At 73.7% G+C, this 21,639-nt stretch carries 17 protein-coding genes and 2 pseudogenes; 7 read left to right on the plus strand and 12 right to left on the minus strand.

What is annotated here, in order from left to right; genetic code table 11:
* Window positions 1-74: 74 nt before the first annotated feature.
* The 5 genes from J7E97_RS03790 to J7E97_RS03810 all read right to left on the minus strand — a co-directional run bounded on the left by J7E97_RS03790 (window position 75) and on the right by J7E97_RS03810 (window position 6,317).
* Window positions 75-2,225, minus strand: a complete 2,151-nt coding sequence (locus J7E97_RS03790) for a B12-binding domain-containing radical SAM protein (RefSeq protein ID WP_215022225.1) — start codon at window positions 2,223-2,225, stop codon at window positions 75-77.
* The gene (locus J7E97_RS03795; RefSeq protein WP_308346309.1) at window positions 2,222-3,739 is read right to left on the minus strand and encodes an MFS transporter; all 1,518 of its coding nucleotides are present in this window, start codon (window positions 3,737-3,739) and stop codon (window positions 2,222-2,224) included. Before J7E97_RS03795 ends, J7E97_RS03790 begins: the two co-directional genes overlap by 4 nt.
* 108 nt (window positions 3,740-3,847) lie before the next feature.
* Complete coding sequence (locus J7E97_RS03800) at window positions 3,848-4,558, minus strand: flavoprotein (protein ID WP_215022227.1); 711 nt, start codon at window positions 4,556-4,558, stop codon at window positions 3,848-3,850.
* Window positions 4,558-5,895: a radical SAM/SPASM domain-containing protein gene (locus J7E97_RS03805; RefSeq protein ID WP_251053766.1), complete on the minus strand. Its 1,338-nt coding sequence runs from the start codon at window positions 5,893-5,895 to the stop codon at window positions 4,558-4,560. The genes J7E97_RS03800 and J7E97_RS03805 overlap by 1 nt, the downstream gene beginning before the upstream one ends.
* A 224-nt stretch (window positions 5,896-6,119) precedes the next feature.
* Window positions 6,120-6,317 carry an aroma-sacti cluster domain-containing protein gene (locus J7E97_RS03810; RefSeq protein ID WP_215022237.1) on the minus strand — a complete coding sequence of 66 codons (198 nt, stop codon included), beginning with the start codon at window positions 6,315-6,317 and terminating at the stop codon, window positions 6,120-6,122.
* Between the two features lie 246 nt (window positions 6,318-6,563).
* Between J7E97_RS03810 and J7E97_RS36950 the strand changes: the two are divergent.
* From J7E97_RS36950 to J7E97_RS03835, 6 genes and pseudogenes are all read left to right on the plus strand, one after another.
* Window positions 6,564-6,767 (plus strand): annotated as a pseudogene (locus tag J7E97_RS36950) (helix-turn-helix transcriptional regulator); the annotation flags it as partial.
* A 198-nt stretch (window positions 6,768-6,965) separates the two neighbouring features.
* The gene (locus J7E97_RS35520; protein WP_251053767.1) at window positions 6,966-7,148 is read left to right on the plus strand and encodes an aroma-sacti cluster domain-containing protein; all 183 of its coding nucleotides are present in this window, start codon (window positions 6,966-6,968) and stop codon (window positions 7,146-7,148) included.
* Window positions 7,145-10,366, plus strand: coding sequence for an AAA family ATPase (locus J7E97_RS03820; protein WP_215022241.1), 3,222 nt, complete (start codon window positions 7,145-7,147; stop codon window positions 10,364-10,366). Before J7E97_RS35520 ends, J7E97_RS03820 begins: the two co-directional genes overlap by 4 nt.
* Complete coding sequence (locus J7E97_RS03825; RefSeq protein ID WP_215022243.1) at window positions 10,363-11,241, plus strand: S8 family serine peptidase; 879 nt, start codon at window positions 10,363-10,365, stop codon at window positions 11,239-11,241. Before J7E97_RS03820 ends, J7E97_RS03825 begins: the two co-directional genes overlap by 4 nt.
* Window positions 11,225-11,779 carry a GAF domain-containing protein gene (locus J7E97_RS03830; protein WP_215022251.1) on the plus strand — a complete coding sequence of 185 codons (555 nt, stop codon included), beginning with the start codon at window positions 11,225-11,227 and terminating at the stop codon, window positions 11,777-11,779. The genes J7E97_RS03825 and J7E97_RS03830 overlap by 17 nt, the downstream gene beginning before the upstream one ends.
* Window positions 11,772-12,806: a hypothetical protein gene (locus J7E97_RS03835; protein ID WP_215022253.1), complete on the plus strand. Its 1,035-nt coding sequence runs from the start codon at window positions 11,772-11,774 to the stop codon at window positions 12,804-12,806. Before J7E97_RS03830 ends, J7E97_RS03835 begins: the two co-directional genes overlap by 8 nt.
* Here J7E97_RS03835 and J7E97_RS03840 read toward each other — a convergent pair.
* From J7E97_RS03840 to J7E97_RS03855, 4 genes are all read right to left on the minus strand, one after another.
* Complete coding sequence (locus J7E97_RS03840) at window positions 12,803-13,402, minus strand: hypothetical protein (RefSeq protein WP_215022255.1); 600 nt, start codon at window positions 13,400-13,402, stop codon at window positions 12,803-12,805. The two genes, J7E97_RS03835 and J7E97_RS03840, sit on opposite strands and share 4 nt — an antisense overlap.
* Window positions 13,403-13,415: 13 nt before the next feature.
* Window positions 13,416-14,465 carry an SCO0930 family lipoprotein gene (locus tag J7E97_RS03845; protein ID WP_215022257.1) on the minus strand — a complete coding sequence of 350 codons (1,050 nt, stop codon included), beginning with the start codon at window positions 14,463-14,465 and terminating at the stop codon, window positions 13,416-13,418.
* Between the two features lie 143 nt (window positions 14,466-14,608).
* Entirely contained in the window at window positions 14,609-16,057 is a 1,449-nt protein-coding gene (locus tag J7E97_RS03850) for an NADH-ubiquinone oxidoreductase-F iron-sulfur binding region domain-containing protein (protein WP_215022259.1), read from the minus strand.
* A complete protein-coding gene (locus tag J7E97_RS03855) occupies window positions 16,054-17,073 on the minus strand; it encodes a hypothetical protein (protein ID WP_215022261.1) in 1,020 nt (339 codons plus the stop codon). The genes J7E97_RS03850 and J7E97_RS03855 overlap by 4 nt, the downstream gene beginning before the upstream one ends.
* 472 nt (window positions 17,074-17,545) lie before the next feature.
* Here J7E97_RS03855 and J7E97_RS03860 point away from each other — a divergent pair, with 472 nt between their 5' ends.
* Window positions 17,546-18,883, plus strand: coding sequence for a CdaR family transcriptional regulator (locus J7E97_RS03860; RefSeq protein ID WP_215022263.1), 1,338 nt, complete (start codon window positions 17,546-17,548; stop codon window positions 18,881-18,883).
* Between the two features lie 106 nt (window positions 18,884-18,989).
* Here J7E97_RS03860 and J7E97_RS03865 read toward each other — a convergent pair whose 3' ends face one another.
* The 3 genes and pseudogenes from J7E97_RS03865 to J7E97_RS03875 all read right to left on the minus strand — a co-directional run.
* On the minus strand, window positions 18,990-20,384 hold the full coding sequence (locus J7E97_RS03865) for a DUF1996 domain-containing protein (protein WP_215022265.1): 1,395 nt from the start codon (window positions 20,382-20,384) through the stop codon (window positions 18,990-18,992).
* 9 nt (window positions 20,385-20,393) lie between these two features.
* Window positions 20,394-21,074 carry a DUF4142 domain-containing protein gene (locus tag J7E97_RS03870; protein WP_215022267.1) on the minus strand — a complete coding sequence of 227 codons (681 nt, stop codon included), beginning with the start codon at window positions 21,072-21,074 and terminating at the stop codon, window positions 20,394-20,396.
* 276 nt (window positions 21,075-21,350) lie between these two features.
* Window positions 21,351-21,639 (minus strand): annotated as a pseudogene (locus J7E97_RS03875) (hypothetical protein); the annotation flags it as partial.

Raw genomic sequence — 21,639 nt, forward strand, 5'->3', positions numbered from 1 at the left:
GCGCCTCCCGACCGCCCCGGCACCGCTCGGGCCCTGCGGTCGCCTACGGCCGCGACCGGGGCGCCCGGCCCCCGTCAGGTTCGCGCCTGGGCCGCCACCATGAGGCGCAGGGCCCGGGCCATCGGGGTGTCCGCGGCGAAGTCCACTCCGGCGGGCAGCTCGACCACGTCTCCGTGCGCGAGGACGAGGGCTCCGCAGGAACCGGCGCGGGCCGCTCCCCTGCCGTGCAGCCAGTCCTCGTAGGCGGAGGCGGTCGTATCGAGGTGCTGCCTGCTCCTGCGGCCCACCTCGGCCATCAGGTCGTCGACACCGGTCAGGGACTCGACGGAGGCGAAGGGCACGCTCACCACGGGCTCGCCGGCCAGCCTGACGAGCGGCTCCTCCCCGGAGGGGACGTCCGGCAGCAGCGCCCGGCCGAAGCGGGCGTAGTAGAGGAGGCTGTGGGCGGAGTCGATGCCGCCGACGAAGGGCCGGTCGAAGCTCACCTTGCGGATGCTCGCGACGTACTCCCGCGGGATCCGGGAGTCGGTCGCCTCGGGCCAGTGCACCGCCGAGGAGTCCCGCTCCCGCCAGTTCACGTACCGCTCGATGTCGTCGGAGGCCGAGACGGGCAGCAGCTCGATGCCGAAGCGCCCGGGATCCTTCGCGACGATGGAGCCCGGAGTCAGGGAGAACACGCCGATCCCGGCGGTCGTCCAGAGCTTCTCGTGGTCCTGGAGGAACTCGTACGTCGCCAGCGCCTCCGCCTCGGTCTCGGTGGGGAATCCCGTGAATCCCATCATCTGCGCCGCGATGCCGTTGCGCGCCAGCTCGGCCAGGACGTCCGGCACTTGGGCGATCCGCACCCCCTTGTCGATGAGGTCGAGGACCCGCTGGGTGCCGGATTCGTAGCCGAAGGAGACCGCGACGCAGCCGGAGGCCGCGAGGAGTTCGCCCACGTTGCGCTCGGGGAAGGTCCGCTCCAGGCGCAGTTCCGCGGCCCACCGGATGTCCAGGGGCGATTCCGCGAGGGCCGCGGCGAGGGCGCGCAGGTAGCGGGGGGACATGGCGTCAACGGCGAAGTACAGCGTCCGTCCGAAGCGCGACGCCTGGCGCAGGTCCTCCATCACGGCGGCCACGGGGCGTTCGCGCGAGGGGGAGGTCGGGCGGTCGGTGTTCAGGCCGTAGTCGCAGAAGGTGCACTTGTTCCAGTAGCAGCCGCGCGTGGGGCTGTAGAGGATCACCGGCTCCGGGGACCAGTAGCGGTCCCATTCCCACACGTCGTACGCGGGACTGGGGAGCGTGGCCACGCCGGCGAAGGCGATCCGCGGGTTCGGGCGGGACCTCGTCATCACCCCGCCGACGCCGTCGAAGGGAGTGCGGTCCCTGATCGCGTCGAGGATGCCGACCAGGGCGGCCTCCCCCTCGCCGGGGACGATGAGGTCGGCGTCCTGGAAGACCCTCCACGGCGCGTCGGCGTCCGCCGCGTACTTGACGACGTCACCGACCTCGGTGCCGCCGAAGACGATCGCCGTGTCGGGCAGCGCGGCCCGGATCAGCCGGGCCATTCGCAGGGCGACGGGCAGTTGGCTGGTGTAGTTGACCGACAGGCCCACCAGATCCCAACTACGTTCGCGCAGGCGGGAGTCGAACTCGTCGGCGAAGTAACCCTCGAAGGGGCGGGAGACGGCCCCGACCACCGCGGGGTCGGACAGGTCAGCGGTACTGCACAGGTTGACGGTGGACTTCGCCCGGATCGAGAAGCCGTCCAGTACCCCGGGCGGCATGTCCATCGCCAGCAGGTCCCACCACCGGCTCATGACGGCGACCGCCTGGGCGTAGGTCGGGGGGTGGTAGAAGAGTTCCGGGTCCTTGAACACGCAGACCGCGTCACGGGCGGACGAGGCGGTCAGGCCCTCCGCGGCGAGGGACTGCCGGTAGCGGATCTCGTCGTGCCGGGACAGCGGCCCCGAGCGGCCCTCGATCTCGGCACGGGTCCGCCGCGCCGAGTCGATCGCGGCGCCGAAGCGCTCGGGGTCCGCGAGGTACTCGAAGGCGTCCAGGTTGGCGTCCACGCAGCCGTAGGTGGTGTGGCCGGCCTCCCGGGCGGCGCCCACGAGGTAGGGGATCGAGTGGTAGGGGGTCGTCGGATCGGTGACGGGCGGATTGACCAGCAAGTACGCGACACCACCGGCTCCCCGCCCCCGGTCGTGCACCGGCTTGCCCAACGGAACGAACACGCTCATCCCTGTGACTCCTGACTGCTGCGGTCCTGCCACTGGTGCGCGGAGCGGGCGGCCGGCGGAGCGGTCGTCCGCGGCGCGGGGGTCGTCGGTGCGGGGGGCGTCGCGGGTGCGGGGGTCACAGCCGGTACGGGGGCCGTCGCGGGTGCGGGGGTCGCCTGCGCGGCCGGTGCCGGCTTCGCCGTCGCCTTCGCCTTGACCGTCGCCTTCGCCGTCGCCGCCGGGGACTCGGACCCGGTGTCCGTGTCCGAGCCGTACTCGCCGCCCGTGCGGTAGCCGCGGAACGCCTTCTGGGTGAGCGCGCACAGGACGGCGAGGGAGATGGCCGCGCCCGCGACCGGGAAGAAGGGCGCCGCACCGAGGTGGCGGACCCCGAAGCCCGCCACGGCCACGGAGACCGGGAAGGTGCCCATCACGGCCAGCATCACCAGGCTCATGACCCGGCCGATGAGGGCCGGCGGCGTCCAGACCTGCAGCATGGTCACGGCGACGATGTTCTGCCAGCCGCTGGCCACCGCGTACACGCAGATGCTCACCGCGGCGCCGACCAGGCCGCCGGCGTACGGCACGGCCGCCAGGGCGACCCCCATGACGACCGCGAGCCCGGCGAAGAGGTAGGCGGGCGAGGTCACCGTACGGACGCGGGCGGCCAGGAGCGAACCGGCCAGGCCGCCCAGGCTCAGGCAGGTCAGGAGCACGCCGTAGCCCGTGGCGCCCATGCGTTCGTGCGCCAGTCCCGGGAGGGCGACCTCGATCGTGCCGCTGAACGCCAGGTTGCAGACCAGAGCGACCACGAGGACGACGTGCAACAGCCGTCCGTGGCGCAGCAGTTCCACGAACGAGGGTCCCGTGGCGCCCTTCCCGGGAGCAGCGGCGGCCGGTGCCCCCGGCGTTGCCGCGGCGGCGTCCGCGCCGGTGCGCATCCGGAAGAGCACCACGGCCGACACCAGGAAGGAGACCGCGTCGACCGCGAGCGCCGGCCCCGCCCCGAAGCCGGCCACGAGCAGACCGCCGGCGGTCGGCCCGAGGAGGCCGCCGACCTGGTTCACCATGGTGGACAGGGCGTTGCCCCGGCCCAGGTCGTCCTTGGGCAGCAGGGCGGGCAGGAGGGTGTACGACGAGGGGATGAACACTCCGGAGCTGGCGCCGAGGACCACCGCGACGGGTGCCAACTGGGCCAGGGTAGGAGTCCCGTTGAAGGTGACCACCGCCAGGAACCCGACGGCGACGGCGCGCACCACGTCGGCGATGAGCATCACCGGCCGGCCCCCGAACCGGTCGGCCACCACCCCGCCCAGGGGAATGGTGACGACCCGGGGGATGCCGTAGCAGGCGAGCACCGTGCCGAGCAGGACGGGCCCCCCGTCGCCGGACAGGATCAGCCACGGCAGAGCCACGGCGTAGCAGTAGTCCCCGACCGTCGACGACAGCTGTCCGGCGAGCAGCAGCCGGAAGCCGCGCACCGACATCGGCCCGCTGACGAATGCCGTACGAAACCTGTGCGCGGCTGCTGCCACGTCTCCTCCTCCGTTGCGGCGCCGGTGGACGGCGCGGCCGGCGGCCGGCCGATGGATCACCCCACGGATCGCCCGCCGGGCACCCGCCGGATCACCCGAGAGATCGCCTCACGAGACGCCCGACGGGCCTCCCGGTGGGTCGGGCGGGGGATCGGGCGGGGCGACGGGCAGCCGGAAGAACTCGCTCACCACCGCGGCGACGGTCCCGGGCGGGGGCAGTCCGAGGTTCTTCTGCACGTCGTGGGTGGCGATGTGCCAGGCCGGAGCCGGCACCGGTTCCACGACGGCGTGGCCGTCGGCGCGCAGCTGTGCCACGTTGCGGCGCACGGCCGGCCGGTCCCACATCCGGCGGTTCATGCTGGGGAAGAACAGCACCGGGTTCTCGTGGGCGAGCAGTGCGGAGCTGAGCAGCCCGGAGGCGAGTCCGTGCGCCGCCTGGCCGAGCATGTTGGCGGTGGCCGGCAGCACCACGACCCGCTCGGCCCAGGACGCGAGGGAGACGTGCCCGGTGGTCAGCTCGTCCCGGCCGTCGCAGTACACCTCCTGGCAGACCAGCCGCATGGTCGCGGCGGGTACGAGGGCCGCCGCGGAGCGGGTCATGACGATGCGGACGTGGAGGTCGGCCGGGAGGTTCATGAGGTACTGCGGCAGCGCGAGCACGTTGCCCGAGCCGCAGACGCCCAGCAGGAGGCGGCGCGGGGCGGGACCGGCACTGGGATCGGCACCGGCACCGCGACCGGGACCGGGGCCGGGACCACGACCGGGACCGGCATCGGCACCGCCGTCGGCATCCGGCACGGGGCCGGGGGCGTGCGTCATCAGCGGACCCCGGTGGCCTCGCCGACCGCGGGACTCAGTCCGCATTCGGCGGCGACGAGGTCCAGCCGGTCCTGGAAGTTGAACTTGTAGCTCGGGCAGGGCGGGTGCCCCTCCTGCCACGCCTTGGGGCAGGAACCTCCGCAGGTCGGCATGAAGACGCAGCCGGTGCACCAGGTCTTGCCCTCTTCGATCTCGTCGTTCCAGCCGTCGAAGGGGCCCAGCGGCCGCACCGGTTCGGTGCCCGCGCGGTCGATGTGCGTCAGCGCGAGGGTCTGCTCGGCGGCGGGGACGAGGGGGTACTCGCTGCACGAGAAGATGTTGCCGGTGCTGCTGATGATCTCGGAGGCGACGGTCGTCGCGGGGCACACGACCTTCTTCGCGGTGTTGGGCAGCAGTTGAGCGGTCAGGCCGTGGCTGCGCATGAGGCGGAACCAGAGCATTTCCTTCTCGGCGAAGTTCTGCTTCGATACTTCGATCTCGGACACGTCGTTCCCCCACGAGTGGACGGGAACGATCGAAAAGGACACGTTGGGCCGGGCGAATCCGAGTTCCGCCATCAGCTCGATGTAGCGGGGAACGCTGTCTTGGTTGTGCGCGTCCACATTCGTGCGGAAGTTGAAATGTGTGGACCGGAATTCCGGTTCGTCGAGCGCGGCGCGCACGGTGCGGACGATTTTCCAGAAGGAGCCGCGCCCGCTCTTGAGCGGACGGTGCTCGTCGTGGATCTCCGGGGGCCCGTCGACCGTGATCTCGAAATGGGTGACCCCGCACGCGCGGATGAGCGTGTCGATCTTTCCGGCGGTGAGCAGGGACCCGTTCGTCACCAGGAACGAGGAGTATGCGACGCCCCGTTCGGCCGCGGCCCGGACGAACCGGGGGGCCAGGTCGCGGATGACCGCGTAGCCCATCATCGGCTCGGCCCCGAACCAGTCGATGCGCAGGCGGCGCGTGGTCGGCGCGTTCACGGCGCGCAGGACCCGGTCGTGCACCTGGCTGCGGTGCGTGCTCGTCAGGCCGCCGCGGCTGTGCTCCTGGCCGCAGTAGGCGCAGCCCATGTTGCAGTACGAGGTCGGCAGCAGGGCGATCTGGACCGCCGAGCGGTCCGCGGAGGCGCGCCGGTTGCGGTCGAGGACCGCGGTCAGCTCGTTTTCCTCCGCCGGTACGAGCACTTCCGCGCCGCGCAGCGCCTCGGCCCACGCCGGCGACAAGGCCGCCGGGTCCCGGGCCTCCAGCGCCCGGGCCGTGGCGACGTCGACCGCCATGACCTTCGCGGTGCGGGTGCTGTACGCGAGGCGCACGGGGAGACCGGTGCCGTCCGTGTACGTGTGGTCGCTCATCACCAGGTATCGGCTTACTCGATCCATCCCAACCTCTCCGGCGCTGCTTGTCCGTGCGGACGGTGATTCGGCGCGCGGCCGGTCCGGCAGCCGGCCACGCGCTGCCGAACCGGCCACGGACACGGGGCTCCGCTCCCCCGGCGGCCGCGACGGGGTTGATCAGTCGCGGGGGACGGCGGAGCGCGCCGGGCGTGGCGGGAAGACCTGCGGTGCCCGGAACCGGGTCAGCAGACGACGTTCGTGTTGGAGTCGGCCTGCTGGCCCTCGACGGCGGCGGACACGGCGCTGAGCCGCGCCTGGATCGAGCCGAGGACGGAGACCTCGTCCGGGCTCAGGGCGGCGAAGACCTCGCGCTCGGACTCGGACAGCAGGTCGACCGGGGTACCGGCGCGGCGCAGGGTTTCCAGGGGCTCGTAGGACATGCCTCACTCCTTCGGAAAGATGGTCACCGGGGTGGATGCACGAGCAAGGCTGCTCCCGGCCCGCGCCGCTTCATATCCCCCGATCGACTATGAATCCGCGGCGGCCCGGATACGGCGCCCGTGTTACGGGAGGGGACGACGCGACGCGTGCGGCACGGGATTCTCCGAGCCACTTGGAACCGGCCCGGAAATTCTTCGGAACTCCCGCTCCTTGTCCGGAACTTGACGCGCCGCTACGCTGTCGCCGTGGGTGACGAATTACGCACGCAGGTCCATGCTTCGAGCATCGCTTTCGAGGCAAGAGGTTTGACTGGACGCGAGATTCGGATCGCTTCGCTGGTGGCCGTCGGATCTTCGAACCGCCGCATCGCAAATGATCTCTGCATCAGTCCGCACACGGTTGCGGCGCACTTGTGCAACATGCTTCGGAGAACGGGCGCATCCAATCGAACGGAAATGATTGCGAGACTGTACGCACGGGGCGTATTGATCCAGGGAACCTGGCCGCCCCTGCCCGCCGAGGGGCAGGCGCGCCGGGAGGACCCCGAAGAGCCGCACGTTCTTTCGGGGCCCGCGGACGGCCCACCAGGATCGGCGAGGAACGTCTCATTCGACTGGCCGCACTACGGGAACGAGGTGCCGGTAGCCATGACCTTCGATGCCTTGCACGCGCTGCGCGAGGCCGGCCATCCAGTGGATCTGCTGGCGGTCGAACAGCGCTCCGTCCTCTCCCAGCTCACCGAGCTGGAGGTCCGGGTCCTCAACTCGATCAAGGGGCGGCTGGAAGCCGTGGCGGGCGAGGTGGAGGGTCAGGACCTCAAACTCCTGTGACCGGCCCGACGCATTGCGGCAGCTGCCGCACGGCGATACCGGAGGCGGCCCGTTTCTGCCCGGAGTGCGGTACGCCGCTCACCGGCGGCGCTCCGTCCGCGGACAGCCGAAGAATCGTCACCGCGGTCTTCGTCGACCTGGTCGGCTCCACCGTCTTCGCGGAGACCCTCGACCCCGAGGCGCTGCGGCGCGCCATGGACCGGTACTACGGCGCGTGCACGGCCGCGGTCACCGAACACGGGGGCGTCGTGGAGAAGTTCATCGGCGATGCGGTGATGGCCGTCTTCGGTGCCTTCGTCAGCCACGAGGACGACGCCCTGCACGCAGTGCGGGCGGCGTGCGCGGTACGCGAGGCCCTGGCCGCCGTCAACGCCGGTCCGGAGCGCGAACCGGGGGTCCGGCTCGAGATCCACTGCGGGATCGCCTCGGGCGAGGCCGTGGTGGCCGGGGCCGTCGGCGGGGGTGCCCGCGTGGTGGGCGACGTGGTCCACACCGCGGCCCGTCTCCAGTCCCACGCGCAGGCCCACGAGATCCTCATCGGCGACGGGACGGCCCGGCTGGTGGGCAACGGAGCGCACTTGGAGGCCGTCGCACCGCTCAGGCTGAAGGGCAAGCGCGACCTCGTCACCGCCTGGCGCGTCGTGGGACTCCTCGACGGCACGGTCCAGCAGGACTCGGTGCCGCTGGTCGGCCGGACGTCCGAACTGGACGCCCTGATCCGGGTGTTCGCCGAAGTACGCCACGAGCGGCGCTGCCGCCTCGTCACCGTGACCGGTCCGGCCGGGATCGGGAAATCGCGCCTGGTACGGGAGTTCCTCGCCTCCACCACGGCCGCGGGCGCCGTCGTCATGCGGGGCACCTGCCAGCCGTACGGCGCCGGTCTCGCCCACCGACCACTGGCCGAGGCGGTCCTGTCCCTGCCCGGCGGCTGGGAGGAATCGGCGAGCACCCTGCGAGCCCTCCGCCCGAGCGCCGACCGCGCCGTCACCGCCCTGGCCCTGGCCCTGGGCGTGCGGACCGAGACGGGGCTCCCGGTGAGCGTCGACGAGATCGGATGGGCGTTCCGCCGCCTGGTCGAGGCCCTGGGCCGCCGGCATCCGCTGATCCTCGTACTGGAGGACTTCCACTGGGCGCAGCCGACGCTCCTCGACATGATCGGTGAGATCGCCCAGGGAGTGACCGACTCCGAGGTGCTGATCGTCTGCGCGGGACGTCCGGAGCCGGGCGCGCCGGGAGCGGTGCCCTCCCGTACGTCCCTCTCCGGTGCGGCGCGGGCGGACGACGGCTCACTCGACGGCTCACCCGGTGGCGCGCCCGGTGGCGCCCTCGCCCTGCACCTGGAGGCACTGCCCCTCCAGGAGACCGAACGGCTCGTCGGCCTGCTGGCCGACCGCGCCGACCGCGCCGAGGTCGCCGAAGTCGCCGAGGTCACCGCCCAGGAGACGGCCTGCACGCAGGAGGCGCTGGCCCGGGTGGTCCAGGAGTGTGACGGCAACCCGCTGTTCGCCGAACTGCTGCTGGAGGACCTGGTCGGCGGCCGGTCCGCGGTGCAGGGCGTCCCCCCGACGATCCGCGTCCTGCTGACGTCCTGGCTGGACCGGCTGCCGCCCTCCGACCGCGCGGTGCTGGAACGCGCGGCCGGCGTGGGCGGCTCCTTCACCGCCGAGGACGTCCGGGCGCTCGCCGAGGACTCGCCCTCTTTGACCGACGGGCTCGTGGACGCCGCGCTCGGACGGCTCCTGCAGTCACGGGTGATCCAACCCTCCGGCCCGCCCGGCGCGTACCGGTTCACCCGCATGCTGGCCCGGGACACGCTCTACGAGATGACCTCCAAGGCACGGCGTGCCGACTGGCACACCGTGCTCGCGGACCGGCTCGAGAACGGGGCACCGGGTGCGCCGCCCCCGGGCTCGGGAGTCGAAGGGGAACTCGCCCACCACCTGGAGACGGCGTGCCGACTGCGCTCCGAGGCGCACCCGGGCGATCCCGGACTGCCGGCGCTGACCGGCCGCGCGGCGCGCGCCCTGGTGACCGCGGGCTACCGGGCGCTGCACCGCCGCGACCTGCCCGGGGCGGTGTCCCTGATGGAACGCGGACGCGCCCTGACCCCGGACGGCGATCCCGAGCACCGCGTCCTCGCGGTCCGCATCACCGACGCCTGCGTGGCACTGGGCCGCTGGGAGGGCGCCCGGCGGGCCGTCGCCGAGGCCGAGGCCAGGGGCGACCGGGACCTGCCGGTGCGCAGGACGTGCGCCATCCTGCGGCAGACGATCGCTCTGCGTTCGGGCGATCCGGCCGGGGCGCCCGCCTCGGACGGCCCGCCGGGGCCTCGGGACGACCTGAGTTGGTGCAGGCTCCATCAGCTGTCCTCGCTGCGCAGTTTCGCGGAGGGCCGGATCGGCGACGCCGAGTCCGCCATGCGCGAGGCCCTCGTACGGGCCCGTCGGCTCGGCGACACGTACGAGGAGAACCGGATCCTGGTGTCGATCTGCGAACTGACGCAGTGGTCACCCACCCCGCTCACCAAGGCGATCGCCCTGTGCGAGGACCTGGCACGGCGGTTCGACGGCGACCGCTGTCTGCTCGTACCGATCCTGCTGACCCGCGCGCGCCACCTGGCCCTGTCGGGCCGGACGGGCGAGGCCCGCGGCGACGTGGCGCGTGCGCGGCAGTACTCCGCCGACCTGACGCTCACCCTCGGCGCCATCGCCGCCGACCAGACCGCGGGGCTCGTCGAGTCGCTGTGCGGGGCCCATGCGGCCGCGGCCCGCCACTACGCGGCGGCCGCCGACGGGCTCGGCGCGCTCGGGCAGACCACGACGTCGGCGACCCTGCGGGTGTACGCGACCCGTGAAGAGTTCCGCGCGGGGGCCGCGATCGACGCGGCCGCGCTGGCCGAGCCGGTGGGGGTGACGCTGGAGACCCGCGCGCGGGCCGTCCACTGGGCCCTGCGGGCGCGGGTGGCCGCGGCCGCCGGTGCGTTCGACGGGGCCCGCGCCGCCGTGGAGCGGGCCAGCGCCGCGCTGGAACGTACCGACGACCCCTGTCTGACCGGCGACGTGTGGTTCGAGGCCGCCCGGGTGCTGCACGCCGCCGGCGCCCCGGTACGAGCCCGGCACGCGGCACGGCGGGCGCTCGCGGCCCTGACGGCCAAGGAGGCCGTCCTCCCCGCGGAGGCGGTACGGGCATGGCTGACCGACCGGGAGGAGAACAGGTGAGCGACCCACCGTGGAGGCGGTCGGCGAAGGCCTACACGCCGGGCGTGCCGGCCTGGGGCGCGAAGACCAGTACGCGGACCTTCGAGGAGTTCTCGGCCGTCCCGATGCGCGAGATCTCGCCCGAGTGGGCCTGGGGCGGCGGCGACGGCTCGGGCGTGCGCGTCTGCGTCGTGGACAGCGGGGTGCAGGGCGATCACCCGCTGGTGGGCGGCGTCGACCGGTCGGTGACCACCGTCGAGAACGCGGACGGCGCGGTGGAGATCGCGGAGTGCGCCCCCTCGGACCGGGCCGGGCACGGCACGGCCTGCGCCGGTGTGATCCGCTCCCTCGCGCCGAAGGCCTCGGTGTCCTCCGTCCAGGTACTGACCGACGGCAAGACGGGCAGCGGCGCGGCCCTGATCGCCGGCCTGTCCTGGGCCGTGGACCAGGGCTTCGACGTGATCAACCTGAGCCTGGCGACGACCCGGGCGGCCATCTCCGCGCAGCTGCACGACCTGGTCGACCGCGCCTACTTCCGCCGGTGCGCGCTCGTCGTCTCGGCGCACAACCGGCCGGTGCCCAGCTATCCGTGGTCCTTCTCGTCGGTGATCTCGGTCGCGAGCCACGACGAGGACGATCCGATGACCTACTACTACAACCCGGCCCCGCCCGTGGAGTTCCACGCCCGCGGCGTCCGCGTCCCGGTGGCCTGGGCGGGCGGCGGCACCATCCGCTCCACCGGCAACAGCTTCGCGGCGCCGCACATCTCGGGGCTGTGCGCGCTGGTCCTCGGCAAGCACCCGTGGCTCACACCCTTCCAGTTGAAGACGGTTCTGTACTTGTGCGCCGGCAACGTGGCCGGCCGATTCGGAGGTGCGCATGACACTCCCCGTTGACGGCGCGACGCCCACGGAGCGCCGCCTGCTGCAGTCCATCGTGGAGGTCGCCCGCCACACCTTCGGTGCCGCGGCCTCCTCGATCTTCCTCATCGACCCCGGCGCCGGGGAACTGGTCTTCGAGGCGGTGGCCGGGGAGGGGGACGGACAACTCGTCGGATCCCGCTTTCCCGCGGGCACCGGCATCGCGGGCTGGGTGGCGGCCTCGGGACAGTCGATGCTCGTCGACGACCTTCGCGAGTCCAAGCACTTCTCGGGCGACGCCGCCGCCTCCACCGGGTACGTGCCCAACAGCATCATGGCGGCGCCCCTGTTCAGCGCCGACGAATGCATCGGCGTCCTGGAGGTCCTGGACCGCGGCGTCAACGGCGCCCGGGAAATGGCCGACGTGGAGCTGCTGGACCTGCTCGCCGACCAGGCCGCCATCGGCCTGGAACTGCTGACGCGGCTGCGCGCCACCGGGCCCGACCAGCGCTCCGACAAGGCCCTGCGCCTGCTCGAAATGGCGGAAGCCCTGCTGGAGAGCGCCCATGGCTGAGCACTGCGTGCTGCTGCTCAGCAGACGTGGGGACAGGGAGGCCGCCTCGGTGGCCTCCCTGTTGCGCAGGATCGGCGTGCCCGTGCACCGCCTCGACGCCGACGGGCTGGAGGGGGTGGAGGCCACGTGTGAGCCGGGCGGGGCGATGACGCTGAACGGACACCGGTTCGTGCCCACCGTCACCTGGCTGCGCCACTTCTCCCTGCGGGCCGCTCCGGTGGCACACCCCGCCGGCGGGCAGATGCTCTACCGCGATTCGTGGGCCGCGCTGGCCCGCCAACTGGCCGTCGTCTCACGGGTCCTCATCGGCGCCACCGATCCCGGACAGCTCCGCCAGCTGGCCCGGGCGCGAGCCCTCGGCGTGCGCGTCCCGCGGGGCGTGGTCACCACCGATCCCGCGACCGCCGCCGTACGGCTCGACGACGAGCGGACCGGGGGCGGGCCGAGTACGGGGGGACCGAGCGCGGGCGGGCGGTACGTGGTCAAGGCGCTCGACCGGCACTACGTGGAACCGGAACCCGGCGGCCTCGCCTGGTTCCTGCCCCGGGTCCTGGAGCACGCGGAGCTGCGAGGCGGGCTCGGTGTGCCGCGCGGCACGCCGGTCGTGCTCCAGGAGTACGTCGACCACGACGCGGAGTTCCGGGTCTACCTCGTGGGCCGGGAGATCCTCTCCTTCGCGGTGGAGAAGGACCGCCCCCGTGACGTCTGGTCCCGTCCGGACCGCGTGCGGGTGCGTTCCGTCGAGACGCCGGCCGCCGTGGCCGGGGCGGTACGCGCCCTGGCCACGGCGTGGGACCTCTCCTACGGGGCGTTCGACTTCCTGTCGGACCGCGGGGAGGCCGTGTTCCTCGAGATGAACGCCCAGGGCGACTGGGACTGGTTCGAGCGGAAGGCGGGGGTCGACGCGGTGACCCGCGCGGCGGTCCGCACCGTGCGGGACCTCCACTGGTCGGCCACCGGCGGCTCCCGCCCCGGGCCGGCCGACCTGCTCACCTTCCTCGGCGCCGGACCGGGGCCTCGCGGCTAGTTCCGTGGCCGGGAAGGTTCGTGTCCGCCGCCGTGGCCGGGAGTGGGGTCGGGGCCGTCGGGGGGCGCGTCTTCGGAGGCGTCGGAGGGCGCGTGGCCGGGGCCGTCGGTGGAAGCGTGTTCGGGAGCGTCGGAGGGCGCGTGTTCGGGAGCGTCCGTGGGAGCGTGTTCGGGGCCGTGGGAGGCGCCCGATCGCAGGGTTCCGCCGAGGCGGTCGCGGAGTGGGGTCAGCGCGTCGGGCGAGGGGGCGGTGACGACCCAGAGGTCGCCGACGAGGTAGGTCCCGCCGTACGGGAGGGATTCGGCCAGCCAGGCCCGGCGGCCCTCGTCCGCGGCGAAGGTGGCCATCCGGTACGACTGCCCCGCCGCCTCGCACCCGCCCTCCCGCAACTCATCGGCGTCTACGGTGACTTCGGCCCGGCAGCCGAGGGCGGCCTCGATCCGTTCCAGCGTCGCGGGTGCGGGCCGGGCGGCGGCCGCCGGGGAGGGCGCCTGCTGCTCCGCGTCCCCGCAGGCTCCGCAGAGCAGGGAGAGGAGCAGTACCGCTGCGCAGGGCACCAGGTGGCGGGCGCCGGTACGGGGCTGGTCCGGGAGCATGTCAGCCGCCTCCTCAGGAGGCCGCCGGGATCTTCTTGCCCGCGCCGTCGACGGCGAACCAGAGGCCCTGCTTGCCGTGTCCGTTGGTCTGGCCGGGGGCGGTGTCGCCGGTGAAGAGGTAGACCGGCCAGCAGTCGATCGTCAATTGCTGCGATCCGTCCGGGCGTTTGACGGATCCGACCAGCTCGGCGGGAATTCCGGATGCCTTTTCCTTCTCCACCGGGGCCGCCGGTTTCCAGGTGTTCAGGCACGCGTCGAGGCAACCGAATTTCATGGGCCAGGCGCTGTCCTTGTCGAATCGGTAGAGCGTGCGCCCCTGGGAATCCACCAGGACCTTTCCGAGCTTCGCGTCCGCGGCGAGGGAGAGGGAGTCCCCCGTCCGGCCGGCCCCGCCGTGGCCCGCCATACCGCTGCCGGACATCCCGCTGCCGGCCGCCTTGCCGTCCGACGTCTTGTTGTCCGACTCCTTCTCGTCCGCCGCCTTCTTCCCGTCCGGCGCCACCGCGTGCCAGGTGCCGCCGACGCCCTCGCCCTTCGCCTCGCCCGCCGTGGTGTCCTTCGCGTACCGGTACACGGGCCAGCCGGCGATCGTGAGCTGACGGGTGCCGTCGGACCGTTCCACCTCGCCGAGCGCCCCCGCGTCGATGCCCGCGGAGGCCTTCGCGTCGGCCGCCGGCACCGGCGGCCAGGTCGTGGCGCAGGCCCCGTCGCAGCTGGAGCGGGGCGGCTGGGCCGTGTCCTTGTCGAAGCGGTAGAGGGCCGCCCCCGCGGAGTCGGTGACCACGCTGCCGACGTCCGTGATCTCCCGGACGGCCAGCTCGCCGGCCGGGCCCGATCCGGAGCCGGGGCCCTGCGGGGAAGCGCCCGCGCCGTAGCCGTCCCCGGCGGCGGAGTCGGAACCGTAGCCGCCCCCGTAGCCGTCGCCGATGGCCTTGTCCGCCGCGGCGGGCCGGACCGAATTCACCGTACGTCCGCCGTCCGCACCGCTTCCGCAGCCCGCCGTCAGCAGAAGTACCGCCATCGCCGATCCCGCCGCGGTGGCCACATGAAGCCTGCTGCCCATGATCTCTCCTTCGGTTTGACGTCCGGCGCGTTTCCTACGGATATTCATAGGCCCCTCCGGGCCCACCGAATTCGAAATCCCGGGAATTTGTCAGATCGCGCCAAAGCGTGAACTCGCCCCGGCCCCTGCCGCTCACCCCTAGCTCATTCCTGAATGCGCAGGGCGAGCGCGGGGCAACGGCGCACCGCCCGGAGCGCCTTCGGCCGCAGCCGCCCCGGGACCGGCATGACGCCCTGGGAGGGGTATCCGTCGGCGTCCAGCCGGACGACGTCCGGCAGCAGGTCCACGCACAGGCCGTGGCCCTTGCACAACGTCCAGTCCACGACGAGCCGTTCGGGGTTCTCGTCGGCGGGCAGCGGCAGCGCGCCCAGCACGCGGCGCCCGCAGCCGCTGCCGAGCGCGTGGTCGCGGAACTCCTCGGGGAAGACCGCGAGCGCGGAGGCCACGAAGGAGGAGGTGCCGTCCGGGTGGGAGCACGCGCCGCGGCCGAGCACCCCCCGCATCCGCGCCTGCACCGCGTCGAGGGCCGCTCCGCCCCCGCCGGCCACGAGCTGCTCGACGGCATCGGCGAGCGAGGGGAGCCCCCGTACGCAGGGCCCGCACTGGCCCGCCGATTCGTCCGCCATCCAGCGGGTGACCCGCGCCACTTCCCCGGCCGGACAGGTGTCCTCGGGCAGCGGCAGCACCGCGCCCGCCCCCAGTACGGCGTCGTACGCCGCCAGCGACCGCCGGGACAGGGCGGCCTCGCGGGCCGCCGCCGGAGCCAGCCAGCGGCCGTGGTAGCCGCCGACCAGCACGCCCTGGCCGGGGACCGTTCCGCACAGGTCCAGCACGTACGCCAGGGAGGTCCCGAGCGGCACCTCGACGACCGTCGACCCGGCGACGGTGAGCAGGGTGGTACCCGGCTCCTCGGGCAGGCCCGCCGTGCGGTACTCCGGTGCGCCGAGCCGTGCGGCGACGGCGAGGTGCGCGTACGTCTCCGCGTTCGACAGCAGGGTGGGCAGCCCGCCGAGTCCGCGTTCGCTGGTCCGCACCTTCTGCCCGGAGGGCAGGGCCGGCCCGCCGTCGAGCCCCTTCACGAGGGCGGTGCCCTCGCCCGTGACGAAGCGTTCGGGGAGTCTGACGACGCGCACGCGGCGCCCGGCCGGGCCCCGTTCGGCGACGGCCGCGCCGAGCGACTGCTCGACGTCCGCCCGGGTGACGCCGACGACCACGTCCTCGGCTCCGAGCGCCGCGGCGGCCAGCAGGGCGCCGTCGAGCACCAAGTGCGGTACGTGCAGCAGCAGGGCGGCGTCCTTCAGACAACTCGGTTCGCCCTCGGACGCGTTGACGACGACGGCGCTGCGTCCGTCACGCCCGCGCGCGGAGCGGGTGACGGCCCGGAGCTTGCGGGCGAACGGGAACCCCGCTCCCCCGCGGCCCCCCAGGCCGATGTCCTCCGCGAGCTCCACCAGTCCGTCGGGCGGGTACGGGGGCAGGGCGCCGTGTACGGCCAGGTGGCCGGCGCGGTCGAGCCGCGCGGCGACGTCGAGTCCGGCGAGCAGCCGCGGCTGCCCGACGCAGCCGAGCACGGGGCGCGTCACGCCGCTCATCGCCGCCCCCGCACACCGTCGAGCGGCTCGAACGGCCGGTCCGCGGGCAGGCCCGCGAGCCCGTACACCGGCCGATCCGCCGGCAGGTCGGCCGGCAGGTCGGCGGGCCGGAACACCTCGGGTCCGGACTGCCGGGTCAGTCGCGCCGTCAGCAGCTCGGCGGCCCATTCCGCGGGCTTGCGCACGAACGCCGCCGGATGGCGCGGCGGCACCCGGGGCGGGGCGGGGACCCCGGTCGGCGGACGCGCGGGCACCGCGCGCGGCTCCGTACGCGACTGGGTACGCAGCCGCGCGCGCAGGCGGACGGCCAGCAGCGCCGCGACGGCGACGAGGCACAGGGCGTAGGCGGCCGTGACCCAGCCGCCCGCGGCCCGGCCGGACTTGAGCCCGTGGACGAGGGACGCGCCCCAGGCCGGGTACGCGCCCATGTGCAGGGCCCGCCACCACAGCGAGCGGCCCCGGGTGGCGAAGGCGCTGCGCACGGCCCCGGAGACGGCCACCGCCACGAAGAGGTATCCGGCCAGGGTGCCGAGCCCGATGAGCAGCGGCTGGTCCCCGTCCGCGAACGGCAGCACCACCGCGGCGCCGTCGGCCCGGGACCGTGCGACCTTGACCCACACGTGCAGGCCGAGGAAGCCGAGCCCGGCGACGGCGAGGCCGCGGTGCACGCCCTGGGCGGCGAGGCGGTGCGCGGAGGCGAGGAGGGTGCGGTCGGTGGCCGCCAGGCCCCACAGGACGGCGCCGGTGAGCGAGACGAGCGAGAGCACGCCCGCTCCGTAGTCGAGGAAGTCCCACAGGTGGGTCAGGACGCCGGCACGGGCCGACACGACCAGGGCGGACAGGGCCGCCAGGACCGCGGTGCCCAGGGCCGCGGGATGCGGGCCCCCGGCCGCGGACAGCAGGGGCGGCCGCCGGACCGCCCTGCGTCCGGCGGCCCGGGCCGCCGTCGCGCCGGTGCGGCGTCTGGCCCGGCGGGCCCGGTGCGAGCGGGGCGTTCGAGTCTGGGGCAGGGGCATGTGGTCTCCCAAACGGCCGGGCCCGAGCACTTCCGCCTCGCGCTCGGCGCCCGGAGGTAAAGACGTCGCAACCGCTCCGCGGCGGGCGGGAGATGGGCGCTTCGCCCACCGGACCGGCCGGGAGCGGGGGCCGGAGTGCAGAAGCATCGTGGAGCTTCGCAAGCCCTCCACGAGATTTATCGAAACGTGATAATTTCTGGCCCTCGCACAGCCATCGCATCGAACATCCCCGGAAGATTCCCTTCCAGTGGTGCGGATGCGACGCGGTTGACGCCTGGTTCGCCGCCGCACCTCCCCGACGGCGCTCGGACCAAGGTCGCGGGACTGCAAGCGGTTGGCATGTTCCTGGAGGGAGTACGGGGGTGCCCGACTCCCCTGCCGGCACTGCGTCGGCGGGGAGGAAGGCGATCACCCCGGCAGGGTTGCCACCCTCCCACGGGGCAGGTCACACCCCGGCTTGAACGAGGTAACAATGTGCGAACTTCTGAACCGCATCTGGTCCCGCCCCAGAGGCGAATGGACCCGGGTCCTGCGCAAGGAACTGCCCACGCTCGCGGCGGGGATGGTGGAGGAACTGCGGGAAACCATCCCGGGGTTCTCGGCGCTCGTCGAGGAGCTCGACGACGAGCTGGTCAGACAGCGGGTGGAGACGGCCCTCCTCACCGCCCTCGGTTACCGCGAAGCCGCGGCGGGCGAACAGGCTCGGCGGACGGTGGCGGACCGGGACCGGGGCGACCTGGAACTCGGCCGGGGCCATGGGCACGACCGGGCCCGGGACCTGGCCCAGGACCTGGGGCGGGACCCGGGGCAGGACCCGGACCGGTCCGCCCGGCGACGCGGCCCTGAGGCCGCCACCACGGCCGGGACCGGCGCCGGGAACGGGAACGGGGCGGCCTCGACCGGGCCCCCGAGCGGAACCGCCGCCGCGGCGGCCCGCGCCGCTGAACCCTTCCCCGGCGGATCTCCCGTACCCCTGAAGGCCGTTCCCGCGCAGCGCACTGCGGGCTCGTCCCGCGAGCCCGCCCGCCGGGAGCTCTTCGCGGCGCTCACGGGCGACCTCCCCCTCCCCGATCTGGTGCTGGCCGAACTGGCGAACGCGGCCGGCTGGCCGCTGCCCGTGGCCGTACGGGCCATAGCGCCGGCCTCGCCCGGCGAGACCCAGCAGCTCGCGGCCCTCCTCGACGACTGCCTCGGCGGCATGGCCGGGGGCCAGCCCTGCCTGCTCGTCCCGACCGAGGACCCGGAGGAGCGCACCGCCCTGGACTGCGCGCTGCGCGGCCGGTTCGCCGCCGTCGGCCACCCCGTCGCACCCCGCGACACCGCCTCCTCCCTGCGCTGGGCCGTCCGGCTGCTGTCCCTGACCCCGACGCGCGCCGGGCTCGACACCCGGGCCGTCTACGTCGACGACCACCTCTCCACCCTGCTCCTCCTCCAGGACGAGCCGCTGGCGCACGCGCTCGCCGCCCGCTGGCTGCGCCCGCTCGCGGACCTGACCCCGCGCCAGAGCGAACGGCTCGAAGTGACCCTGCTCGCCTGGCTGGAGGGCGGCGGCGCGCCCGAGGCGGCGAAGGCGCTGAGCGTGCACCCGCAGACGGTCCGCTACCGCATGCGGCAGCTGGAGAAGCTCTTCGGTCCCGGACTGCGGGACCCGCGCACCCGGTTCGAGCTGGAACTGGCCCTGCGCAGCCGCCGCCTGATGGCCCAGGTCCGGCTGCGGCCCTCCCGCGGCAGCCGCCGCGCCCGCGTGGTCGCCGCCGACTTCCGGCCGCCGCTGGGCGCCGGACGCATCGCCCGCGTCAACGGCCTCTGACCCCACCGCCGGGGCGCCCCGACGGCAAGACGGTGCCGGTCCGAAGGAGGCTTCGGACCGGCACCGTTCCCGGGGCCACGCGGGGGAGGCGCGCCGCCCCGGGGGCTCAGCCGCAGGTGCGCCCGCCGTTGATGCAGCGCACCGCCTCCGCCATCAGGGCGTCGGGCATGACGTTGATGAAGTCGCCGTGGTCGGTCGCCGGCTTGTGCAACTGCTCGGGGAAGCTGTCCACCGCGATGCGCGCGCCCGGGGGTACCGCGTAGACGATGCGCTGCACCAGCTGCGGGAGCGCCTTGAAGCCGGAGCCGCAGGAACCGTCACCGGCGGCGAAGGCCACGTGCGTGCGGTGGTTGGCGCTGTCGGTGTTCCGGCCGTCCCAGCAGCTCTGGAAGCTGAACGTCCGTACCACGTCGCTGCCCTTGGGGCAGATGGGGTACTTGTCCTTCAACTGCCGGTTCTCGAATCCGGTGCAGCTCCACGAGGCGTTGGCGTTGGCCGGCCCGTTGGTGAACGCCTTCGCGTCACCGGTGATGATCCGCAGGAAGCGCGGCATGGCGGTGACGCGGGAGACGGCACTGCCCTTGAACTGGATGGTGACCTGCTTGGGCCGCAGGATCGTGCCGACGTTGGCGTCCTGGCCGCCGCCGGGCGCGCCCGCGTCCCGTTCCGCCTTTCCGTCGCGCAGCCGCAGCACGGGCCAGTAGTACGTGGACAGGTCGCCGTTGGTGCAGGTGGTCCCGGAGGCGGCCAGGCTGTTGTTGGTGGAGAAGGCGTCCGCGGTCTTGTTGCCCACGTAGTCGTGCATGTGGTGGGCGCCGTTGCTCACGCCGGGGGCGACGATCACGTTGTCCGGGTTGAGGTGGCGGTTCTCGTTGCGGCCGCACTGCACGGAGAAGGACCCTTTGGACGCACCGGCTTTGGGCTTCGGAGCGCGGATGTTCGGTTTCACCGAGCCGATGGCGACGAAGTCTCCGCGTGCCGGGCCGCCCTTCGCGCGGGCGGCCGTCGGGCCCTCGGCGTCCTCGGCGACCGGAGCCTCCCGCATCGCGCAGGCGCTCAGCTCGTCCAGCCCGTCGGGGCGGGCGGCGCTCTTGCCGATCGCGTCGGACATCCGGCCGATCGTCTCGCCCCGCTGGTCCTTCAGCTCCCCGAGCAGCGCGTCTCCCCGCGCCTTGCCCGTGGCGAGCCGCTGGTAGGCGTCGGCGATCTGGGTGTCCAGCCCCGCGAGCTCCTGATCCACCTCGGGCCGCGCGCCCTCGGGCACCTCGCGCAGCTGCTCGCCCACGTCGGGGCAGTCGATGGTGGCCGTGACCGGCGCCGAACGCGCCGAGTCCTGTCCGGCGGAGGCTCCCTGGGCGGCGACGACGACCGCGCCGCCGCCGAGGGCCAGGGCCACCGCGAGGGCGAGGGCCTTGTAGGAGGGCCGGAGCCGGCGTTTGTGCCCCGCGCGGCCCGTGCGGCTCGTACGGCCTGCGCGGCTCGTACGGCTGGTTCGACTCATGCGATCACTTCACTTCCTCGGTCGGGAATCGTTGGAGGAGGCGGGTACGGAGTCCGCCAGGCCGTCGAAATCGACCAGCCCACTGGCTTCGAGGACCGAGATGTGGTCCAGGACCGTCGTGTTGGCGTCCGAGGCCAGCTCTCGGACCATGGAATTGCGCGTCTGCGCCCGTACTTGCGCCACGAGCGTGAACACCTTGCCGTGCGCCCTGCGCAGCAGCTGGATGAACAGGCGCTCGTACGCGGGTCCTTGTGCGCGGTTCAACTGGTCGAGCCAGGCCCGCTGCTGTTCGTTCGGCCGGTCCGGCAGGTCGACGCCGAGGGCCTGGCCGACCTCCAGGACCCGGCGGTCCAGTTCGGTGTGGCCCTCGATGAGGTGTTCCCCGGCGGTCCGCACCGCCGGGGCGGATCCGCGCTGCTCGGCCTGCCTGCCGGCGGGCAGCTCCCACAGCCCGGCGAGCCGCACCTTGCGGACGAAATCGCGGTCCTGTGGAGTGAGCGGCCCGAAGGCCGTGCTCATGACCCCGCCGCCGTCGTCGTCGGCGGAGGGGGGAACCGTGAGGGGGGCCGCGGCCGCTTCGGCGGACGCGCCGCCGAAGTTCCGCACGGGGATCAACAGCGCGATCAGCGTGAGGGCGAGGGCTCCGATGACGATGCCCGTACCCATCACGTGTCGCGAAGCGACCGACATGCTGCCGACGGTGGACCGGCGGATTGACGGCACTGCGCCTCCTTGCTGCCTGGACCGGGAGAGTGCCTGCGGCTCCCGATCTCCGGGTGGCAAGGGACGCTAGTGCCCGCCGGGGCACCTCTTTCGAAGCCCCATCACGAATGGACAAACATCCGGGAGACGGCCCGAAGGGCTGCTATGGGCCGGTCGGCGGGAGCGGCTCCGTCGCCTTCACGGCCTCCTTCGGAGCGGGCGTGCCGGGCGAGAGGTCCTGTGCCGCGGACCGGGCCGAGCGCCTTACCGCCGCCGGCCCGGCCGCGGTCGCCGCGGCTCGGTGACGGCGCCCGGGCCGCCCGCCACCGGATCCCGCGCCGGGCCGGTCCGGCTCCCCCGCAGCGGCGTCAGCAGCCCCGAACCGGCGATCAGCAGGCACAGCGCGCCGGCGGCCAGGCTCACCGGCGGGACCCCGTGGCGGCCGGCCAGCCACATGAGCAGCGCGGCCCCCACCGGGCCCGAGGCGTTGTGCACCGTCCAGAACGCGGCGGTGACCCGCCCGAGCAGGTGGTCGGGGGTGACCTCCTGGCGC

Source organism: Streptomyces sp. ISL-66 (genome assembly GCF_018614135.1).
Taxonomy (GTDB): domain Bacteria; phylum Actinomycetota; class Actinomycetes; order Streptomycetales; family Streptomycetaceae; genus Streptomyces.